This window comes from Sphingomonas sp. CFBP 8760, from assembly GCF_014841615.1.
In the GTDB taxonomy this organism is placed as follows: domain Bacteria; phylum Pseudomonadota; class Alphaproteobacteria; order Sphingomonadales; family Sphingomonadaceae; genus Sphingomonas.
In genome coordinates, this window is record NZ_JACYUG010000021.1 from 20,979 (window position 1) to 40,004 (window position 19,026).

The 19,026-nt window shown below is 62.4% G+C and carries 20 protein-coding genes; 5 read left to right on the plus strand and 15 right to left on the minus strand.

What is annotated here, in order from left to right:
• Positions 1 to 36: 36 nt before the first annotated feature.
• Together IFT82_RS17755 and IFT82_RS17760 are read right to left on the minus strand one after the other, a co-directional pair.
• On the minus strand, positions 37 to 1,341 hold the full coding sequence (locus tag IFT82_RS17755) for a sugar porter family MFS transporter (RefSeq protein WP_192129364.1): 1,305 nt from the start codon (positions 1,339 to 1,341) through the stop codon (positions 37 to 39).
• Complete coding sequence (locus IFT82_RS17760) at positions 1,341 to 2,483, minus strand: mannonate dehydratase (protein WP_207105825.1); 1,143 nt, start codon at positions 2,481 to 2,483, stop codon at positions 1,341 to 1,343. The genes IFT82_RS17755 and IFT82_RS17760 overlap by 1 nt, the downstream gene beginning before the upstream one ends.
• 378 nt (positions 2,484 to 2,861) lie before the next feature.
• Between IFT82_RS17760 and kdgD the strand changes: the two genes are divergently transcribed.
• Positions 2,862 to 3,776: a 5-dehydro-4-deoxyglucarate dehydratase gene (gene kdgD, locus IFT82_RS17765; protein WP_342355149.1), complete on the plus strand. Its 915-nt coding sequence runs from the start codon at positions 2,862 to 2,864 to the stop codon at positions 3,774 to 3,776.
• 48 nt (positions 3,777 to 3,824) lie between these two features.
• Complete coding sequence (locus IFT82_RS17770; RefSeq protein WP_192129370.1) at positions 3,825 to 4,712, plus strand: LysR substrate-binding domain-containing protein; 888 nt, start codon at positions 3,825 to 3,827, stop codon at positions 4,710 to 4,712.
• A gap of 23 nt (positions 4,713 to 4,735) precedes the next feature.
• On the opposite strand, the gene IFT82_RS17775 is transcribed toward IFT82_RS17770, so the two are convergent.
• Together IFT82_RS17775 and IFT82_RS17780 are read right to left on the minus strand one after the other, a co-directional pair.
• The gene (locus IFT82_RS17775; RefSeq protein ID WP_192129372.1) at positions 4,736 to 6,073 is read right to left on the minus strand and encodes an MFS transporter; all 1,338 of its coding nucleotides are present in this window, start codon (positions 6,071 to 6,073) and stop codon (positions 4,736 to 4,738) included.
• An 88-nt stretch (positions 6,074 to 6,161) separates the two neighbouring features.
• Entirely contained in the window at positions 6,162 to 6,425 is a 264-nt protein-coding gene (locus IFT82_RS17780; protein ID WP_207105826.1) for a hypothetical protein, read from the minus strand.
• A gap of 210 nt (positions 6,426 to 6,635) precedes the next feature.
• Between IFT82_RS17780 and IFT82_RS17785 the strand changes: the two genes are divergently transcribed.
• Entirely contained in the window at positions 6,636 to 6,821 is a 186-nt protein-coding gene (locus IFT82_RS17785; RefSeq protein WP_192129377.1) for a hypothetical protein, read from the plus strand.
• A gap of 393 nt (positions 6,822 to 7,214) precedes the next feature.
• On the opposite strand, the gene IFT82_RS17790 is transcribed toward IFT82_RS17785, so the two are convergent.
• From IFT82_RS17790 to IFT82_RS17830, 9 genes are all read right to left on the minus strand, one after another.
• A complete protein-coding gene (locus IFT82_RS17790) occupies positions 7,215 to 7,361 on the minus strand; it encodes a hypothetical protein (RefSeq protein ID WP_192129379.1) in 147 nt (48 codons plus the stop codon).
• A 573-nt stretch (positions 7,362 to 7,934) separates the two neighbouring features.
• Positions 7,935 to 8,273 carry a hypothetical protein gene (locus tag IFT82_RS17795; RefSeq protein ID WP_192129418.1) on the minus strand — a complete coding sequence of 113 codons (339 nt, stop codon included), beginning with the start codon at positions 8,271 to 8,273 and terminating at the stop codon, positions 7,935 to 7,937.
• A complete protein-coding gene (locus IFT82_RS17800; RefSeq protein ID WP_192129381.1) occupies positions 8,273 to 9,373 on the minus strand; it encodes an IS5 family transposase in 1,101 nt (366 codons plus the stop codon). Before IFT82_RS17800 ends, IFT82_RS17795 begins: the two co-directional genes overlap by 1 nt.
• A gap of 944 nt (positions 9,374 to 10,317) precedes the next feature.
• Positions 10,318 to 12,363, minus strand: coding sequence for a TonB-dependent receptor (locus tag IFT82_RS17805; RefSeq protein ID WP_192129383.1), 2,046 nt, complete (start codon positions 12,361 to 12,363; stop codon positions 10,318 to 10,320).
• Positions 12,360 to 13,199 carry a DJ-1/PfpI family protein gene (locus tag IFT82_RS17810; protein WP_192129385.1) on the minus strand — a complete coding sequence of 280 codons (840 nt, stop codon included), beginning with the start codon at positions 13,197 to 13,199 and terminating at the stop codon, positions 12,360 to 12,362. Before IFT82_RS17810 ends, IFT82_RS17805 begins: the two co-directional genes overlap by 4 nt.
• Entirely contained in the window at positions 13,196 to 13,636 is a 441-nt protein-coding gene (locus tag IFT82_RS17815; RefSeq protein ID WP_192129387.1) for a copper uptake system-associated protein, read from the minus strand. The genes IFT82_RS17810 and IFT82_RS17815 overlap by 4 nt, the downstream gene beginning before the upstream one ends.
• Positions 13,629 to 14,246, minus strand: coding sequence for an SCO family protein (locus IFT82_RS17820; RefSeq protein WP_192129389.1), 618 nt, complete (start codon positions 14,244 to 14,246; stop codon positions 13,629 to 13,631). Before IFT82_RS17820 ends, IFT82_RS17815 begins: the two co-directional genes overlap by 8 nt.
• Positions 14,246 to 14,722 (minus strand): copper chaperone PCu(A)C, encoded by a 477-nt coding sequence (locus tag IFT82_RS17825; protein WP_192129391.1) that lies wholly within the window; start codon positions 14,720 to 14,722, stop codon positions 14,246 to 14,248. The genes IFT82_RS17820 and IFT82_RS17825 overlap by 1 nt, the downstream gene beginning before the upstream one ends.
• Before the next feature lie 187 nt (positions 14,723 to 14,909).
• Positions 14,910 to 15,329 carry a DUF2946 family protein gene (locus IFT82_RS17830; protein ID WP_192129393.1) on the minus strand — a complete coding sequence of 140 codons (420 nt, stop codon included), beginning with the start codon at positions 15,327 to 15,329 and terminating at the stop codon, positions 14,910 to 14,912.
• A 196-nt stretch (positions 15,330 to 15,525) separates the two neighbouring features.
• Between IFT82_RS17830 and IFT82_RS17835 the strand changes: the two genes are divergently transcribed.
• Positions 15,526 to 16,713, plus strand: coding sequence for a DJ-1/PfpI family protein (locus IFT82_RS17835; protein WP_207105827.1), 1,188 nt, complete (start codon positions 15,526 to 15,528; stop codon positions 16,711 to 16,713).
• Between the two features lie 111 nt (positions 16,714 to 16,824).
• On the opposite strand, the gene IFT82_RS17840 is transcribed toward IFT82_RS17835, so the two are convergent.
• Both IFT82_RS17840 and IFT82_RS17845 read right to left on the minus strand, forming a co-directional pair.
• Positions 16,825 to 17,421 (minus strand): cytochrome b, encoded by a 597-nt coding sequence (locus IFT82_RS17840; RefSeq protein ID WP_244646926.1) that lies wholly within the window; start codon positions 17,419 to 17,421, stop codon positions 16,825 to 16,827.
• A 1-nt stretch (position 17,422) separates the two neighbouring features.
• The gene (locus IFT82_RS17845; RefSeq protein ID WP_192129396.1) at positions 17,423 to 17,758 is read right to left on the minus strand and encodes an STN domain-containing protein; all 336 of its coding nucleotides are present in this window, start codon (positions 17,756 to 17,758) and stop codon (positions 17,423 to 17,425) included.
• Positions 17,759 to 17,979: 221 nt separating this feature from the next.
• Between IFT82_RS17845 and IFT82_RS17850 the strand changes: the two genes are divergently transcribed.
• On the plus strand, positions 17,980 to 18,960 hold the full coding sequence (locus IFT82_RS17850) for a GlxA family transcriptional regulator (RefSeq protein WP_192129398.1): 981 nt from the start codon (positions 17,980 to 17,982) through the stop codon (positions 18,958 to 18,960).
• Positions 18,961 to 19,026: the final 66 nt, after the last annotated feature.

A 19,026-nucleotide genomic window follows, 5' to 3' on the forward strand; every position in this document is an offset into this window, starting at 1 on the left:
TCCCCTTTGTTTCTTGCTTGAATGGTGTTCGTGTCGTCAGAGATCGCTGCCGAGCGCTTCCAGCGATCGGCGTTTGGTCTCCGGAAAGAAGGCGAGAACCACGACGAACTGCAGCGCCATGCAGGCGGCGAAGAAGATGAACGGCAGGCCGCGCATATGCTGAGCGACCAGCGGAAACGCTGTCGCGATGATCGCATCCATGAACCAGTGCGTCGACGATCCCAGGCTCTGCCCGCGTGCCCGCACGTCTGTCGGGAATATCTCCGAGATGTACACCCAGATCACCGCGCCTTGGCTGAAGGCGAAGAACGCGATGAATGCGATCAGTAGCCATAGCAGCAGCTCGCGATGCTGCCCCGTCATGAAGATCGCGGCGACGCCGCCTAGCGCCAGCGTGACGCCGACTGATCCGATCAGCAGCAGCGTCCGTCGCCCGAACCGATCTATCACGGTCAGTGCCAGCGCGGTGAAGAACAGGTTGCACGCACCGATTGCGATCGACTGGCGATCCGCGGAGACGCTATCGAACCCTGCTGCGGCGAAGATGTCGTTGAGATAGTACAGGATCGCGTTGATCCCTGACAGCTGGTTGAACCCGGCTATCGCAAACGCCAGCAGGATAGGGCGACGGTGGCGCGTCCAGCTAAGCCGCGGCGTCGTAGTCAATTCGTTGCCTCGGCGATAGCCGGCGAGCTCGCCGTCAGGGTCGGCGGTGCCGAGCGCGGTAAGGACGAGGCGCGCTTCCTTCGTTCGGCCCTTCGCGGCCAGCCAGCGCGGGCTGGCCGGGATCGTGAACATCATTGCGAACAGCAGCAGCGCCGGCAGCCCCGTCACCCCGAACTTAACGTGCCAGTCGAGCGCGCCGAGGGCGAGCGATGCGACGAAGGCGTTGCTGAGATACGCGACCAGGATGCCGATGACGATGTTCAGCTGGAACGTGCCGACCAGCATTCCGCGCCGCTCCGCAGGGGCGATCTCGGCGATGTAGACGGGCGCCAGCACCGATGACGCGCCGACCGCAAGGCCCGCAAGGACACGGAAGAAGATCAAGGCGGACCAGTTCCACGCGAACAGGCAGCCTATGGCGGAGGCGAGATAGAGGATCGCTATGAGGATCAGCGAATTGCGCGCCCCGTAGCGGTCGCCCGGCACACCCGCGAACAATGCGCCCGCCAGCGTCCCCCACAGCGCACTCGACACGGTGATGCCCAGGCTTGTCGCATCGAGGTCATAGGCCTGGCGGATGCCCTCGGTGGTTCCAGCGATGACCGCAGTGTCGAAGCCGAACAACAGCCCGGAGAGCGCACCGACGACGACCCCGCGGACAAGAACCGCATTCATCACGTCGCGTGCGCCCGCTGCGCCGACTGGAGCAGTCCGCGGATATAGCCGTAGGCGAACGCGAAATTCTCGGCCCGCGGCGTCCAGACCGGCTTGCCTTCGACGACCAGTGGATCGTCCATCCCGGGCACGTGATCGGGCATGATCATTCCGTCATAACCGACTTCGGCATAGGTTCGCAGGGCGCGCACCATGTCGATGTCGCCTTCGTCCGGGAACGTCTCGTTGAACTTGTTCCGCGCGCCATGGATGTTGCGAAAGTGGACGTTGAAGATCTTCTTCCGCTCGCCGAACCAGCGGATCACGTCGAATATCTGGTCGGCGGGGTCGGTGAGATTTTCGCACACCGATCCCTGGCAGAAATTCAGGCCGTGATACGGGCTCTCGTTGATCAGCACGAACCGCTTCAGGCCCTCGATCGTGCCAAGTACATTGTCGATCCCCTGATAGCCGCCCGGCGGCGTGCCGGGGTCTTGCGGGTGGCAGGCGATCCGGACCCTGGTCTCATTGGCGATCGGCACGATGCGGTCGAGGAAGTATGTGATGCGCTTCCAGAACTCGGCCGTATCGACCCGCCCGGCGCGGGTCAGCGGGGTCGGCGGCTTGGCCTTCGCGAGGTCCCAGCCGAAATACTCCGATCCACCACGCCCCTCGACCGGCGCGGTGCGCAGGACACCGAGCAGACTCATGTTGTATTTGACACAGGGAATGCCGACCGCTGCGCAATTGCGCAGCGTGGTTGCGAACGCCTCGATTTCACGCTCCCGGTCCGGGTCCTGTCCAAGCATGATGCCGGGATGCCTTTCGCGGTCGATATGCGTGGAGTTGAGGATCTCGGGTTCGAGCATGTCGAGGCTCAGCCCATGACGCTGCGCCATCTGCTTCAACGTCTCGAGCTCGGCGACGGTCGGATACATCCGGCCATCTGCGACCTTGGCGCGCCCCGATATGTTGCGCACCCCGTAGCGCGCGAAGACCTGGAAGTGCTCGTCGGTGGAGGGCATGCTCTGGCAACCGAGCTTCATCCGGTACTGGTCGGGCGAGGGCTGCTCGTTGCGTTGGCGTGAACGCGATCGGCGCGTCTGCGCTTCGACGTCCTCACCGATCACCGACAGCGATGCGGCTGCACTGGTACCCAGCATGAATGTACGACGATGCATACTGCCCTCCCCTTGATGCCGGCGGCAGATGTTCCCGTCCGCCGGTTCGGGACTCTATGGCCCGGATGATGCCTATTGCATCCGACCCGGACCGAATTCCATTGCCAATCCTAGATCGGTCGATGCAATTCGGGACCAGACCAGGATCAGCGGTTTGTCCGGGAAGACGCATCATCCTCATGGGGCCGCCTGAAACGGCAGCTGCGAACAATCAAGCTAAGTAGGGCATCGATCGATGGCGCCTTTGATATGGACCGCATGGCATGGCTGCCATAACTCTCTTATCGAACTGTCCCGCATCAGCGGACATGGTGTGGTGCGGCAGGGGAGGCGTACGAAATGGCATTTGAACCCAAGGACGTGGCGAAGACGATCGGCGGCGGCTTGTTGTCGTTCCCGGTCACGCATTTCAATGCAGCAGGCGAATTTCTCGAAGATCCGTACCGCGCGCATTGCGACTGGATGCTTCAGCACGACCTCGCCGGGCTGTTTGCAGCCGGCGGCACGGGCGAGTTCTTCTCGCTGACGCCCACTGAGGTCATCGACGTCGTTGCGGCCGCGGTGGCGGAAGCCAAGGGCAAGCTGCCGGTGATCTCCGGCTGCGGCTACGGCACCGCGATCGCCTGCGAGATCGCGCGTGGAGCCGAGCGCGTTGGCGCAGACGGGCTGCTGCTGCTGCCGCCATATCTGACGACGTCGAACCAGGATGGCCTCGGCGCGCATATCGACGCGGTGTGCCAGTCGACCGGCTTGGCCGTGATCGTCTACAACCGCGACAACGCGATCGTCGACGACGAGACGCTGGCACGGGCGTGCGAGCGAAACACCAATCTGGTTGGTTACAAGGACGGCGTCGGCGATATCGAGCTGATGGCGCGGATCTATTCGCGGATGGGCGACCGGCTCACCTATATCGGTGGCCTGCCGACTGCCGAGACGTTCGCGACGCCGTATCTCACAATGGGCGTCACGACCTATTCGTCGGCGATCTTCAACTTCATGCCGGAATGGGCGCTCGGCTTCTACAGGGCGGTGCGCTCGGGTGATCACGCCAAGGTGCAGGCCGAACTGCGTGATTTCGTGCTGCCCTATATCGCGATCCGCAACCGCAGCCGCGGCTATGCGGTTTCCATCGTCAAGGCGGGCATGCGCATCGTCGGCCGCGATGCAGGGCCGGTGCGTACGCCGCTGACGGATCTGACCGCGGACGAGGAGCGCGATCTCACCGCGCTGATCGCCAAAGCGATGCCGGCGGCAGTCAAGCGGCCGGCGTAATCGTGATCGAATGACATCCTAGTGGCCGGCACTCTATAGATGTCGGCCATGTTCGACATCAGCCAGCTCCGCTGTTTCGTCGCGGCGGCCGAGGAACTGCATTTCGGCCGCGCGGCACAGCGCCTCAATATGACGCAGTCGCCACTCAGCCGGCAGATACAGCTGCTCGAGCGCATTCTCGACGTGATGCTGCTGGAGCGGACAAGCCGCCAGGTGCGACTGACGCCCGCGGGCAGCGCGTTTCTCATCGAAGCGCGCCGTATTCTTCGCCTCGCGGAAAGCGCCGCTTTGTCAGCAAGACGAGTGGCGCGCGGGGATGCCGGCCGAGTGGTGATCGGCTTCACTGCGGTATCGGGCTATGACCTGATGCCGCGGATCGTCGCGCAGGCGATCGCCCGCCTTCCCAATATCGCGCTTGAATTGCGCGAGATGGTCACGTCCGAACAGGTCGATGCGCTGGTCACCGGGCTGATCGACGTCGCGTTCGTACGCCCGCCGATCGACCGCCACGAGTTCGAGTCGGTCTGTGTGCTGCGTGAACCCTTGATCGCGGCGTTGCCGGCGGGTGATCCGCGTCAGGCGAGGGGGGTGCTTGTCCCCTCCGATTTCGATGGCCTGCCGCTGATCATGTATGCGCGGCACGGCGCGGGTTATTTTCATGAGATGCTGCTGAAGCTGTTCGCGGACGCTGGCGCGGAACCCGAATACGTCCAGCACGTCACGCAAATTCATTCCATGCTCGGGTTGGTTCGCGCTGGCCTCGCCGCTGCGATCGTGCCCCAGGCGGCGACTGAATTGCACATGACTGACGTCCAATTCCGTACGATCCAGACCGTTCCCGAAAATCCGGTCGAGTTGGTCATGGCCTGGCGCCGCGATAATTCGAACCCGGCGTTGGCACCGATGCGCCAGCTCTGCCTCGATACGCTCGGCTGACGGTGCTCACATCCCGATACGACTTACGCCTTCAGTTCTACCCGCTTGATCGGACCGACCACCACCAGAAATGCGAAGATTGTCAGTAGGCAGTGCAGGCCGACGAAAACCAGCGCGCCGTCGAACGATCCGGTGCCGGCAACGATAAAGCCGATCACGATCGGCGTTACGATCCCCGCCATGTTGCCGAACATGTTGAAAATGCCGCTGGCGACGCCCGACAGATCGCGCGGTGCGACGTCGGACATCACCGCCCAGCCGAGTGACGCGACGCCTTTGCCGAAGAACGCGACCGCCATCAGCGTGATGATTAGCCATTCCGCTTCGACGAAGACGCACGCGATGATCAGCGTCGCGAGCAGCATGCCAATTACCAACGGCGTCTTCCGCGCAATATCGAGCGAGCCGGTTCGACGCAGCAGCGTGTCGGACAGATAACCGCCGACCAAGCCTCCGACGAACCCGCATAGCGCTGGTGCCGCTGCGGCAACGCCGGCCTCCATGATGTTTAAGCCGCGTTCCTTGACGAGGTAGATCGGAAACCACGTCACGAAGAAATAGGTCAGCACGTTGATGCAATATTGGCCGAGATAGATCCCGAGTAGCATCCGATTGGCAAGCAGTTGGCGGACATTGTGCCAGCTGAAAACCTGCTTCGCGCCTGCGGCTTCCTCCATATGGATCAGCCCGCCGCCCGCCTCGATAAGCGTGAGTTCGGCGGCATTGATGCGGGGATGGCGCACGGGGCTGCGGATGAACAGCCAGAATACTGCGGTCGCGATCAGGCCGAGCACGCCCATGACCCAGAACACGCTGCGCCAGCCATGCTCGTGTACCAGCCAGCCCATCAGCGGCGCAAACACCACCAGCGAGAAATACTGCGCGGAGTTGAAGACGGCCGATGCAGTGCCGCGCTCACTTCCTGGAAACCATGCGGCGACGAGCCGTGCATTACCAGGAAATGATGGCGCTTCGGCGATGCCGACCATGAACCGCAATGCGAATAGCATTGCCAATACGGGTAGCGCCACGAGTCCAGCCAACCCCTGCATTGCCGTCAAAAGAGACCAAATCGCTATCGCAGCCGCATAAACCCGACGCGTTCCAAATCGGTCGAGCAGTAATCCGCCGGGAATCTGGGCCAGTACGTAGGCCCAGGCGAATGCGGACAATATGAAGCCGGTCTGCACGGTCGAGATGCCGAGGTCGTGCGACGCCGCAGCACCCGCGATCGAAAACGTTGACCGATCCGCATAATTCAGCGCCGTAATGATGAAGATCAGCGCAATGATGCCGTGCCTGACCTTGGTCGGCTTGCCACCGAGCCGCTTTGCGTCGTGCACAGAATCCGCCACGCTCATTCTCCCCCGAACTCCACGTTTACGTGGTTACCTGACACCTTAGAGGCGGCAAGTCGATCAGTCCAAACTGGTCCACAACTTGATCCATTCATAAATTAGCTCGATCCGAAATAGCCGCCCGATCAGGCCGCTTCCAGCACCCCACCCGGTTGATGTCGCTGTTCGTCGAATCGACGACCCGCCAGACGAAGTCGAAGACGCGCTGTGGAATGCCGCTCGGGACCTCGACGCTGGCGGCAGACACCCCACGGAGCCATGCCGTCATCACGCGACGCGTCTCGCCGTCCGGATGAATCGGACACAACAGGATGCCCCCGTTGCGGACGCCCGTGAGTTTGGCGCCCCGGAACATCGCAGGCGACAAGAAGCGGCCTTCCGCACTTCGATGGGGCGTGGTTGGTCTGCGCCATCGTCGCCTTCGTCCGGAGCCCCACGACGCACGGCGCGCTGGCGAGGATCTCGACCCGGTCGTGCCCCGAGGACGTTAACGTAAGGTCTCGACCACGATCGCGTTCGGATTCACAACCGACCCTATATGCCCCTCCAGGGGAGAGGGGTGGCGATGACGTCGAACGGGGACCTGTACTTCAACGCAGTCGACTACAAGCCCAACTTCGGCATTCGCAATCCCGACGTTGCATGGCTGGTGCAGGAACTGACCCACGCATGGCAGTATCAGACCGGACGCAGCATGAGAATGCGTGGGCTGTTGGAGCAGATCGGCCGGCTGCGCGGTCACGACCCGTAACCATACGGGAAGGTCGATCCCAAGAGACCTTTCAGGACCTATAGGAATGAGCAGCAGGCGGCGAGGGTGGAGGACTGGTTCTGCCTGCGGCATGGTATGCCTCGACGCTTCGGGTCAGGGTCGATCGAGGATTACGAGGCGGCGATACCGTTCGTACCAAAGACCGTGGCGGGGCAGAGGCTGGCCCGCGCCCGAGCGATCTTGCGGTCGTGCGCTCATCTCGCAAGGCTGCTGGTGCGGTATGCCGCTGTAGGTGAGGATCATCGTCGATCATTCTATCCCGCAATGCCTTCGCGATCGGGGGGATGTCGGTCTGGCTGCGCTGGTGTCGCTTCCAAGTCCGTCTTCGAGGCGTGCCACTGACCCGGACAGGCGTGGTCGACCGATTGAATGTCAGATGACGATGTAGAGTACGGCATCCCGTCCGGCGACGATTGCGGCATCTACAGCCAAGTTGACGTGACGATCGCCATCATCGACGGCGGCATTGCCTTTTCCTCGCTCGGGTTGGGCGTCGCCCGTGCGTTCGAAGCCGGCCACGCACCCGGCGCCTCCCAGGTCGCCGCCTTCCTCATCTCGTCATCCGCTGAAGCGCGAAGTCCGAAGCCGCTGCCGCGCGAGAAGCGCCTACGGCGAAGCGAGCCGCTCTCTGATGAGCGCGCTTGTGACGTCGCCATCGGGCGGTGCCCCGTCGGTCTGGATCCGGCATTCGTGTCGGCCCGGGATCCGGATGGTGTCGCTGCCCGAGCTGGGGCGTCGATGCCGCGTCGTCCTGGCAGATGGCTGTTTGCAGCCCTGACGATCGTCGGCTGCCTTCCGGCATCGGCTACGTGGTCGCCGCCGCCTTCACTGATCGTTCCATGCCTCTGGGAGTGCCGAATTTCCAAGAATTGGAGAGCGTTGACCTTGTCGGGACGGACAGCGTCTGACGGGGAGGGGGCGGCGGCATCGGGTATCGGCGGCGACGATCTCGGTACCAGGACATCGAACGGCAGGCTGCCCCCCGGGACAAAAACGTCAGACGTTTCTATCGTTGGAGAGATGCGAGAGCCTGGGCGACGTACGCCGCGACCACGTAGAGCCCCAGTGCATCCGCCATCTTCATCACCTCGTTTAACAGGCCGCTGAAAAAGGCCACGGCTTGCCGATGAAGGAGGTGTCGTCGCCGTTGTCGTATGCGATTTCGCCTTCGAGGCAGCCGTCCTCACGCAGATCGGCCCACCCGGTGCCGGTCACCTGATCACCTTCATCGGCACCATTCCATTCGAAATCGACCCCGCTCGGGGTGAACCCGCTGTCAATTGAGGCGCAGAGCGCCCCGAACGCCATTTCCCCGGTGCCATCGGCGTCGATACGCAGGAAAGCCGGGCCGCACAGATCGAGATGGTCGCGCGGCCATGTTCCGCTCTCCACGATCCGCCATTTACCGACGAGGGCAGCGTGCGCGACCATCACCCCGTCTCCAGCAGCTTGGGAAGCCTGACCAGATTGTAGGCGGCAATCGTCAATGTGAAGGCGAAGCGCACCCGGGCCAGCCCCCGAAACCGGGTCTTGCCTTGCCCGGCCGCGGACTTCACCCAGCCGAACACCTCCTCGATCCGTTTGCGGATGCGGATACTCGCGCGATACCCTGGATGCCGTGTCGTGCGACCGTCGATGGCGGAGCGCCGGCCGCTCACATTCTGGGCGACGTGCGGGGTCACACGGCGCTCCCGCAGCTCGTCGATGAAATCGCGGGTGTCGTATGCCCGGTCGGCCGCCAGCGTGATCCGGCTGCCTTGCGCGCGGTCGACGTCGTCGAGCATCGCCACGGCGGTCAGTCGTTCTGCAAAGCCTGCCACTCGCGTCGTCTCGGCATCGACCGCGAGTCCGTTGCGGTTCTCCATCAGGACGTGCCCCATGTAGCACAGCTTCGCGCTTGCCCCTGGGCTCTTGCGATATAGGCGCGCGTCCGGATCGGTGGTCGAGGCATGGGTATCGTTGCTGCGCCTGGTGCCGCGGAAGTCGATCTCGCGGTTGCGCCCTTCCGGGCCGTCCGCGGGCGGTTCATCGGCTTCGGCCTCATCCTTTGGACGAAAGCTCTTCATGCTGCACCATGCTTCGATCAGCGTGCCGTCCACCGAGAAATGCTCGTTCGACAGCAAACGCTTCACCTGCGGGCGCGCTAGGATCGCCGACAGGAAGCGCGTGGCGATCTCGCCGTACAGCAATCGCTCGCGGTTCTTTGAGAAGGTCGAAGCATCCCACACCGGATCGTCGATGCCGAGCCCAACGAACCAGCGGAATGACAGGTCGAAGTCCAGCCGCTCAATCATCTGCCGCTCCGAGCGGATACCGTGGAACAGCTGCAACAGCAGCGTCCGCTCCAGCTTCTCCGGCGCGATCGAGGGCCGCCCGATACGCGAGTACACCGCCTCCAACTCCGGCCCGATGTCTCTCAGCGCCTCGTTCACCAGACCACGGATCGCCCGAAGCGGATGGCCCGCAGGCACCCGTTGCTCCAGATCGACATAGGAAAACAGCTTGCCCGATCGCTCGTCCGTCCCGCGCATCCATCGCCTCGTTCATCGCGTCCTGACACGATGAATCACCTCACTGCGCGATAGCCAAGCCCTTTTTCAGCAGCCTGTTAATGACTCCCGTAGATCACGGTGAGGGCTGAGCGCTTCATTTGCCATGCTTTCGTCTCCCGGCCATTGTTGAGAGAAACTTGCTCGACGTTTGTAGGGGGCATTCTTAGATGACCCCTACACAGGTGGACCGTCGCCCTCCGGGGCTTGATGCCGCCGATATTCGCCTCATGCGGAGAAGTTGTCATCAGCTACGCGTGTGTGAAAAGGACATGTTTCAGTGTTTTTCGGACATTCCGGTGGGCGGAGCCGCTGTCGGCTTCGGTCTCTGCGGTCTGACAAACGAGGATCAAGTGGTTTGCGCAATTGCGGTAGGTTGCGGTCAGGGGATTATGCCCCGAGCGCATTCGCCGTTCGTCGCCTCGCGACATTTACGCCGGACGCGTTATGTCGGCGCGGCTTGGGGCTGGGCGATACGGTCTAAGCGTTGATACGCTCACGTGTTTAATTATCGCCACGGCCGTAGTCAGACGGTCCCGCTCTTCCGGCACGCCCAACGAAAAGGCGCCGCCCATGGGATACGGCAGGATGTGCACTGTCTCGGTCGGTGCTTGCGCGCTGGCGATCGTCGACAAGATTGCAGGCGCTGCGCCCATGCTCGCCGCAGCAAGGCAGCGAAAGCGATGCTACGTCATGTCCATATCCCGCCCTTGGGCGTGACGTCGCCGGATCGGGGCTGGACGCACCACCGGATAGCTGAGGTAGGAATACGGATGGAAGGCACGCCGGTGGCCAAGGTTGGACGTGTAGAACATCAGCGCCGATCCCTTGAGACCGGGCACCGAAAGCAGCAGTCGGAGCGGCATGCACAACCAGTGACGTTCTGTTCATCGCGATAAGCCACGACCGCGTCCGAGCCGCCGTCATCAGAATCGTGCCCGCACTGCGCCGAAAACGCTGTGCGGATCGGCAGGAGCATGGAGACGCTGCGCGCCGTCATACCAAACATATTCGTAGCGATCGTTCGTCAGGTTACGAACCTGTGCGGAGATTTCGATCGCTTTGGTGATCCGATACGCCAGTTCGGCGGTGACCTGAAAATAGCTGCCGTATCGCCCCTGATCGTTAATCGTATTCAGTTCGTAGGATGATTGGCCGTTGCCCCAGATCGACGCGCGCCATGGGACGTCGCGCGGTGCCCATTCGATGCCAGCAGTATAGACGTTGCGTGGAACGTGATCGATGTCATTTCCAACGATCAACGGGGCGGCAGGATCCGCCTCGCGGATGACAGCTTTCTGGTGCGACCAACTCGCCCAGGCCGATACACCAGATACTGGTCGTACCGTTGCCTCCAGATCAAAGCCGCGGCGTCGGGTTTCGCCCAGATTGTCGAATTCGCCATTCGGGTCGTCGAGGCGGCGCTTCAGCTCCCCGCTCGCAGTCTGCTGCCAGACCGCGGCGCGGAAGCTCAGCCAGCGTCCTTGCTTCAGCTTGATCCCGCCCTCGAAGCCTTCGTTGATCGAAGCGGCAACGTCGCGAGCGCGAGGCGGGATTACGAACGCCCCTGAGCCCGCACCGATCTGGAATGTTCGTCCATAGTTGCCGTAGGCCGTCAGACCCGCGATCGGTGTTACCGCCACGGACAGCTTGGGCTGGTTGATCGTGCCGTATTCGTTGACCGGGTAACTGCGCCCGTTCAGCCGGTTGGTGAAGTCACCGCCCACCCGGTCCATACGCCATGCAGGGGTGACGGTCAGCCAATGGACAGGCGAGACGATCGCTTGCACATAGGCCCCCCCGATCGTCATGTCGAAATCCTGGTCACGGGTAGCTGCGGTGATGATGCGGCGATCGGTCGTCCAGCGGCGACTGCGGTTATGCTGCCACTGAACGTCGCCACCCGTTTCCGCCATCAACCAGTCGGCGACGTACCAGTGAAGGCCGGTGATGACACCATATTGCTGCTCGTTGCCGAGCCGCTGCTGTTGTGGCACGTTCGCCGAGAAGCGAATGTAACGATTATCAGCGATCGTGTTGGCATAGGCAACGCTGGTAAATGACAGGCGTGCCGCCAGATCGGCATCGAGGTGCAGGCTATATTGTGATAATTCGCGAGTGCCGCCATCCGTGGCGGAGAATGGATTGGACCTCCGGCGGTTGGTGTCGGCGTAGGCGTCAGTCAGATATCCCGCCTCGTCCGCGGCAATGCGGCTGTGACGTATGATCAGCCCGAGCTTTGCAGGACCGAAATCATAGAACCACTTGCCCGCAAAGTTGATACGGTCGAGATCGGCATGGTCGCGGTAGCCATCGGTTTGACGATAGGCGATCAGGTAGTTCTGGCTGAGCCGCCCGCTTTCGACACCGGCGGATAGTTGCGCGTCATAGGTGCCGAACGCGCCGACGATCGCGCGCGTATCGAGGTAGGTGCCGCCGATGCGTGTCAGTACGTTCGCGCTACCCGCGATCGCGTGCAGTCCCCAGCGTGGATCGGAGGTGCCGCGGACCAGCTCGACCGACGCGATGTCCAGTGGGGCGATCATGTCCGTGAAGTCCATGCGACCCGAATTGTCGTTCGACGGCACCCCGTCGATCAGGAGCTTGACGGCGTTGATCTCCCCTTCGCCGTTGAAGCCCCGGATCGAGAAGCGTCCAGGCGTCGTGCCCTGCCCGAAATCGGTTAGGACGACGCCTGGCAGGCGCCCTAATAGTTCGAACGCGGAATTGACGTTCTGGCGCTGCGCGACGTCGCCCGAGAGCACATCGACCGAGGTGAGAACGTTGGCGGAGGAGCGCGCCATCGACTTGGCGGTGATGACGATTTCCTCTCCGCCGATCATGACCTGCGTATCGGGCTGGATGCGATCAGTCGGATTGACGTCCCGATCCTGAGCAATTGCGGGTGTTGCAAGGCAGAGGCCAGCGAGGATGGTAAGGCTCGCCGAAGCTGACGAATGCCGCCCGATCATCCCGCGATCCCCAACCGCTTGGCGGCAGCCGCAACCGCGGTATCGACCTGCCCATCCATCCAGGGTGTGCGGCCGGTAAGCTCGGCTGAACGCGTTGGCCCTGCTTCCTGTGGCGTTCCGTTACGGAAGGGCGGTTCGGGAGCATATTCCATGAGTAGCTGCACCCGACGCGCGGCTTCCTCACCCTTCAGATGAGCAGCAAGTGTCAGCCCGAAATCGATGCCGGCAGTGACACCGCCCCCGGTCATGCGGTTGCGATCGATCACGACGCGTTTGTCGACATGGCGCGCGCCCATCCGCGGCAGCAGATCGGCGACTTGCCAATGTGAGGTGGCGTCATAGCCCTTGAGGAGCCCTGCAGCCGCCAGTGCCAGGCTGCCGGTACATACGCTTGTCACCCACTTCGCACGGGATCCGCGGTCGGCGAGAAACGTCATCACCGCAGGGTCATTCATGCAGTCGACCGTGCCGAGCCGGCCACCAGGCACGAACAGCACGTCGACGTCCGCCGGCACCTCGTCGAACGTCTGCGTTGCCGCGATGGGAATGCGAACGTCGGTGGAAACCGGGACCTTGTTCTTCCACACAAGCTGGACGTTGCATCGTAGCATGTTGAACACGGTCATTGGCCCGATCAGATCGAGCACAACCATCTTCGGATAGACCAGCATCGCGATCTTCGGCGCATCAACTGGCATCGCTGTCGGATCGGGCAACGGCTGCGCTGCGCGCTCTGCCGCAGTCTGGGCGGAGGCTGGCCATGCCGCTGCGGCACCACCCAGGCTGGCAAGCGCCAGCATCTGACGCCGATCAAACGGCGCGGTGAGGTCGGTCATTGGTCATTCCCCAACGTTTTGATGTAGTTCTCATGGTCAGTGGCCGTGCCGACGAAGCGCTTCATGCGAGCCAGGCGCTCGCTCGGTAGTGCTGCCTCCGCCTTGGCAAGCTGATCGGCGATGTAGCCCGCGTTAAAATCAGGCACTCCGGCTCGCTTCAGGTTCGCCGCGTGGCGTATCGAGTCACCACTGCACAGCAGCAGCATCCATCCGTAGGAACCGCGTTCGAATAGCGCTCGTCCGCCAAAGTCGCCCTGGGTCCAGTCGGCAATCGCATGATCCCCGCTGATGACGACGGGGCCGATGTCGAGCGGGAAGCGCGGACTTCCAAAATGCGCCTCTGTCGCTTCTCGGATGCGCCCTTCATCAACGACCGTGTTCTGGATGCCGCAGCCAGCGAGCGCGATTGCGCCCGCCAGTGCCAGCCACCTATGCATTGATGAGCCGGCTCAGCCGCCTAACCGCCTGATCCTCCGGTTCCTTCGCGTCCATCGTGTCTGCGAACTGCCCGTCACGATCGAAGAGCAGAATGCGGGCGGTATGGTCGATCGTGTAATCCCCGTTCGGCAACGGCACCCGTTCGACGTAGATCTTGAAGGTCTTCTCCATCCGCTTCAGTTCTGCCGGATCGCCCGTAAGGCCGATGACCGGTGCGTCGAACATCGACAGGAAGCTTGCGATATCCTCACGCTTGTCGTGCTCGGGATCAACCGAGACGAACACGATGTTCATCTTGTTGGCCTGCGTACCCAGCTTCTTATGAAGGACGGCCATCCGGGCCATCGTGGTTGGGCATACGTCGGGGCATCGGGTGAAGCCGAAGAAGATCGCGTACGGCTTCCCCTTCAGCGTCTGGTTAGTGACGGTCTGGCCTTTGGTATCGACGAGCTTGAAGGGGCCACCTGGACCGCCGCGTTCCGCTGCCGTGGTCCGATTGCTGGCATCAGGACTGGCAGAACAGCCGGCGATGCCCACCGCCAGGCCTAATGCCAGCAAAGCCCCGAGCGCTACTGTACGCGGTTCCGGGCGTGCGTTGGATACGCGCATCACTGGTGCCCCCCCTGACGAACGCCAGCAACGGTCGAGCCTGCACCTACGACCTTGAACTGAATCCTGACATCTCCGGCGCGCGCGAAGCGCAGCGTCGCGGGGACGCGCTCTCCTGCCTTCAGAGGTGACTTGAGCCCGATCAGCATGATGTGATTACCACCGGGTGCAAGCAACGCTTCGCCGCCCGCCGGGACTTCGAGGCCATTGGGAAGGGGCCTCATTCGCATGATGCCGTCGTCGAGTGACATCGTGTGGATTTCGACCTTGGCAGCCCGAGGTGATGTGGCGGAGACGAGCCGATCCGCCTGCGCGCCGGTGTTCCGTACCGTTACATAGCCCGCGCCGATGCTGGCGCGTGACGACGTGGCACGAGACCAGGCGCCAGCAGCGGTGATCGAGCCGTGGCGGGTGATCTGCGCAGACGCCGGGGCAGCGAGCGCAGCGATGAGCGCCAGCGCAATACGAGGGGTCATAGGTATTCCTTGAACGACACGGCGCACCCACTCGATCGATACCCATCATCGCGATGGGGCGCTGGCGCCCGAAGGGCTGCGCCACACGCTTTGCGAAGTCAGGATATGACGGGAGGAGCACGCCGGGAGGCGGGCTTTGCCCGCCGCAAAACTAGCCCGGTGGGTCCGGGCTGTCGGCCTAATCAGATCAGACGGTTGACGGAGGACCGCGCAGATGTGGACGCAGGTAGGGCGCCGCGCGGATAATCGTTGGAGACAAGCTGTGCAGCGCGAGCGCTGCGACAAAGGCGAGCGCGGCGACCAGGAGAGTGGGGTCGACAGCACCCAGGGCTTGAGCGGACAGGCTGGAGAACGCGCACGGCATCTCTGCCTTGCCATGCTCTTTGGATTTACCGTGCTCCGACATGGTGTGATCCATGCCCGGCATGTCCATCGCCATAGATGGCTGCGGCTGGGCAACCCCGGAGCACGAGGTCACTGCCACCCGTCCATGATCAACAGAGATCATGTACCCGGTGGGAATCAGAATGCGCAGCGCCAACACAGCGACGCAGATCAGCGCAGCTAGATGGCTATGAGCCAAGACGAGACGCCGGAGGGCTTGCACAAACTGCCATTATGGGGCGTGTTCCGCCCTGTCACCGAGACATTTTGCCCCAGTCACGTCTCCCTCTCGGCTTCCGACCACGGCTCTCAAGGGTTCAGTCGGTCGTAGAGTAGTCAAGTTCTCGAAGATGCTAAGGCAACGAATTCCAACGTGTGAACTGCATGGCCGAAAAGCAGTGGTCCACGTCCTTTACGCCATGGTGACGCTGCCCGACAGGTGTCGAACACATCGACACACAGGGATGCCCATGCGCACTATCAATCGAAGGACGGCCATCGTCTCGGCAGCGGTAACGCTTGGCGGGATGGCACTGGGTAGCAGAGCTGGCGCCGGGCAGGCAGAGACGATATCCGGGGTTTTCGACGCTTCGAAGAATGCCAGGGTGGAGAAGATCCCGCCTTATCAGGCGCGCTTCAGCCGCACCAAGCCTCTCGTTGCGATCGTCGGCCTTAACGAGGGCACGATCATCAGTGATTTCTGCATCCCGTTCGGTGTGATGGCACGCTCCGGCGTTGCCGATGTCATGTCGGTTTCCATCAAGCCCGGCCCTGTGAAGATGCAGCCGCTCACCTTCCAGCTCCAAGCCACAGTCGACGAGTTCGACAATCGACATCCCGAGGGTGCCGACTACATCTTCGTGCCAGCGGTCGAGAATGACAGCGATCCTGAGCTACTGGGCTGGATCAAGGCGCAGGCCGCCAAGGGCTGCACGGTCATCAGCATCTGCTACGGCGCAATGGCGGTTGCCAATACCGGCCTATTCGATGGCCACCGGGCCACGTCCCATTACAGCAATGAAGGGTTCCGGGCGAAGCGCTTTCCCAAGGTAAAGTGGCAGAAGAACATCCGCTACGTCGCCGACGGCAAGGTCGCTTCCAGCGCCGGGGTCAGCGCCTCGATGCCGACGTCGATCGCATTGGTTGAGGCGATCGCAGGTCCGGCCAAGGCCGCCCAGGTTGCTCGCGACGTGGGCATCGATAACTGGAGCTCGAGGCACAACAGCGATGCATTCCAGTCCGATCCCGGCAACGCGGACATGCCTGCCCGCGATGCACGGCCAGACGTCACGCTGGGTATCCCGGTCAAGGCCGACGACGACGAGATCGCCCTCGCGCTGACCGCTGAAGCCTATAGCAGGACGGGAAATACCTTCGGCTACGCCGTCGCGTCGAGCAAGGCCCCAGTGCGGCTGGCCCACGGCCTCATCGTACTGCCTGACATGGTTGCCGGCGCCGCGAAGGTCAGCCGTATGCTAGCCCCGCTCGAGGCGCATGAGGCAACACGCGCCCTCGATATCGCGCTGACCGACATCACAAAAACCTATGGCCCGAAAGCCGCACGTAACGTTGCCCTGTTTATGGAGTATCCGGGCAAAATCGAGTGACTGCGGCGGCGATCTGACGCTGCCCGACGCCCACACCGAAGCCGTGGCCGGTGACCATCGGGTACAAGCAACGAGGGCGCTGAGAGATCAGCGCTCTCGAAGCATGCATGACTACAGCATCCGCGGCAGAACGTCGCTGCCGGAGCGCTTATCGAAATACCGGTGCTTCACCACGCCAGCGACGTGAAGGACGATCATCACCAGCAACGTATAGGCCATGACTCCGTGGAGGAGCTGGAATACCGCGAAACGCGCGTCATCCTTGGGGAGAAGTTCGGCAACGGGGAAGCCGAAAAAGGTAACGCCGTCGCTGTGGCTGTAGCTGCTCGACATCGCATACCCCATCAGCGGCACCGCCACGAGCAACATGTACATGGCGGCATGGACCAGTTTCGATAGTCGCGCTTCCCATACATGGATGCCGGGAGCGGAAGGCGGAAGCGTCGCTCGCAACCGGATCACGATCTGGACCACGACCAGGCCGAAAACCAGTAGCCCAAACGATTTGTGGGTTGGATAGAGCCTGCCGTACTTCCACGGCGTCGCGTCATCGAGGCTGGTCATCAACCAACCTGCCGCGATCATCCCGATGACCAGCACGGCACGAGTCCAGTGCAGCATCCGCAAGGAAAGCGGATAGCGCAGGCCGTCCCACCCAGTCATCGGCAGCGCGGAGAGTTGCTGTTGAGCAGGCGGGACGGTGGCCATCTTACTTGCTAACCGAGAAGCCGCCATGGATGGGCGTGCTTTTCAGTGGCGTGCCCCGCAACATGCGCGCGAGTGCCTGCCCAGGCGTCAGGCGTCCTTTGGCCAGCGCGGTCTTGACGGTCCGGATAGGGCGGCCCCTCACCTGATCCGTATCGATAGACACGGGACAGCGGGTGATGCTGGTGAACCTGGCGAGCGCCCGGTCGAGTCTCATCGGCGCGATCGCGATCCGAATGCGATCATTTTGACAGTCGTAGAAGCTGGCGTCTTGCGCGCTGGCGGGATGTGGCAGGAGGGCAGCGATGCCAAAGGTCGCCGAAAGCAGGAATGTGCGCATGAAATCTCCGTGTGCTGGGTGGGGTGCGGTTTAGAACGGTTCGCCCGAATGCGGAGGGCGATCAGGGGCCGTACCCAGCGGTGATCCGGCCAATCTACCCCTCTCACGGCATCTCACTGTAGGGCATTGATCCCTCGATTTCGGCCATCGGCCGGTTTTACGGATGCGTCGGAAAGCAATTTGTCTAGGAGGTGATCTGGCTCGGATCAGAGGGAAGTACGATGTCAGCGCCGTTCGCCTTCTACCTGTGCGAAGGCTTCCAGCTTCTGGACCTCGCCGGGCCCACGGCGGCTCTGACCGCAGCAAACCGTCTGATCGGGTCGGAATATTACCTGATAGAACTCGTCTCCAAGGACGGCGAGACCGTTTCAGGTGATGCGGGGCTCAGCCTGACGACATGCCTTGCGGGTTCGTCCGCAGCTGACACCGTCGTGGTCGTGGGCGGCGTGATCGAGCCGATGCTGGAACCTGACAACATAGCCGGTATCCAGCGTGCATCTGCCGAAGCCTCGAGCATCGCAAGCATTTGCACCGGTGCGTTCCTGCTTGCCGCTGCGGGCTATCTGGACGGCAAACGAGCGACGACGCACTGGCAGTTCGCACAGCGATTGCAGGATCGATATCCCAAAGTGACGGTCGATGCGGACCGAATCTTCATTAACGACGGGGCGATCTGGACGTCGGCTGGCATGACCGCTGGTATTGACCTGATGCTGGCACGCATCGAAGTCGATCATGGCGCAGAAATGGCCAAGGCGGTATCGCGCGAGCTCGTCGTGTATCATCGGCGACCAGGTGGACAATCGCAGTATGCGGCAATCTCTCAGATGGAGCCGCGGACCGATCGCATCAGGAAAGCGCTGACCTACGCCCGCGACCATCTCTCGGAGCCGTTACCGGTCGAACGGCTTGCGGAGGCTGCCTGTCTAAGCGTCCGCCAATTCACTCGGCTATTTCGGAAGGAAACCGGCGAAACGCCTTCACGCGCGGTCGAACGTCTGCGCTGCGAAGCTGCACGCATCCGCCTCCGCGACGGGCATGAACCTGTTGGAACGGTCGCGCTGCTTGTCGGGTTTGCGGATGCAGAACGCATGCGGTGTGCATTCCTGCGAAGTTTTGGTCATCCCCCACAGACACAGCGTCGGCTCGATCAGCCGCTTTCAGCAAATGTTAGCGGCCTCACTTGCTGGCCCCCAGGATGACAGCGCTGATAGACCGGATCCAGCCATTTCTGCGATAGCCGGGATCAGGTTAGCCGCGTTTAAAGT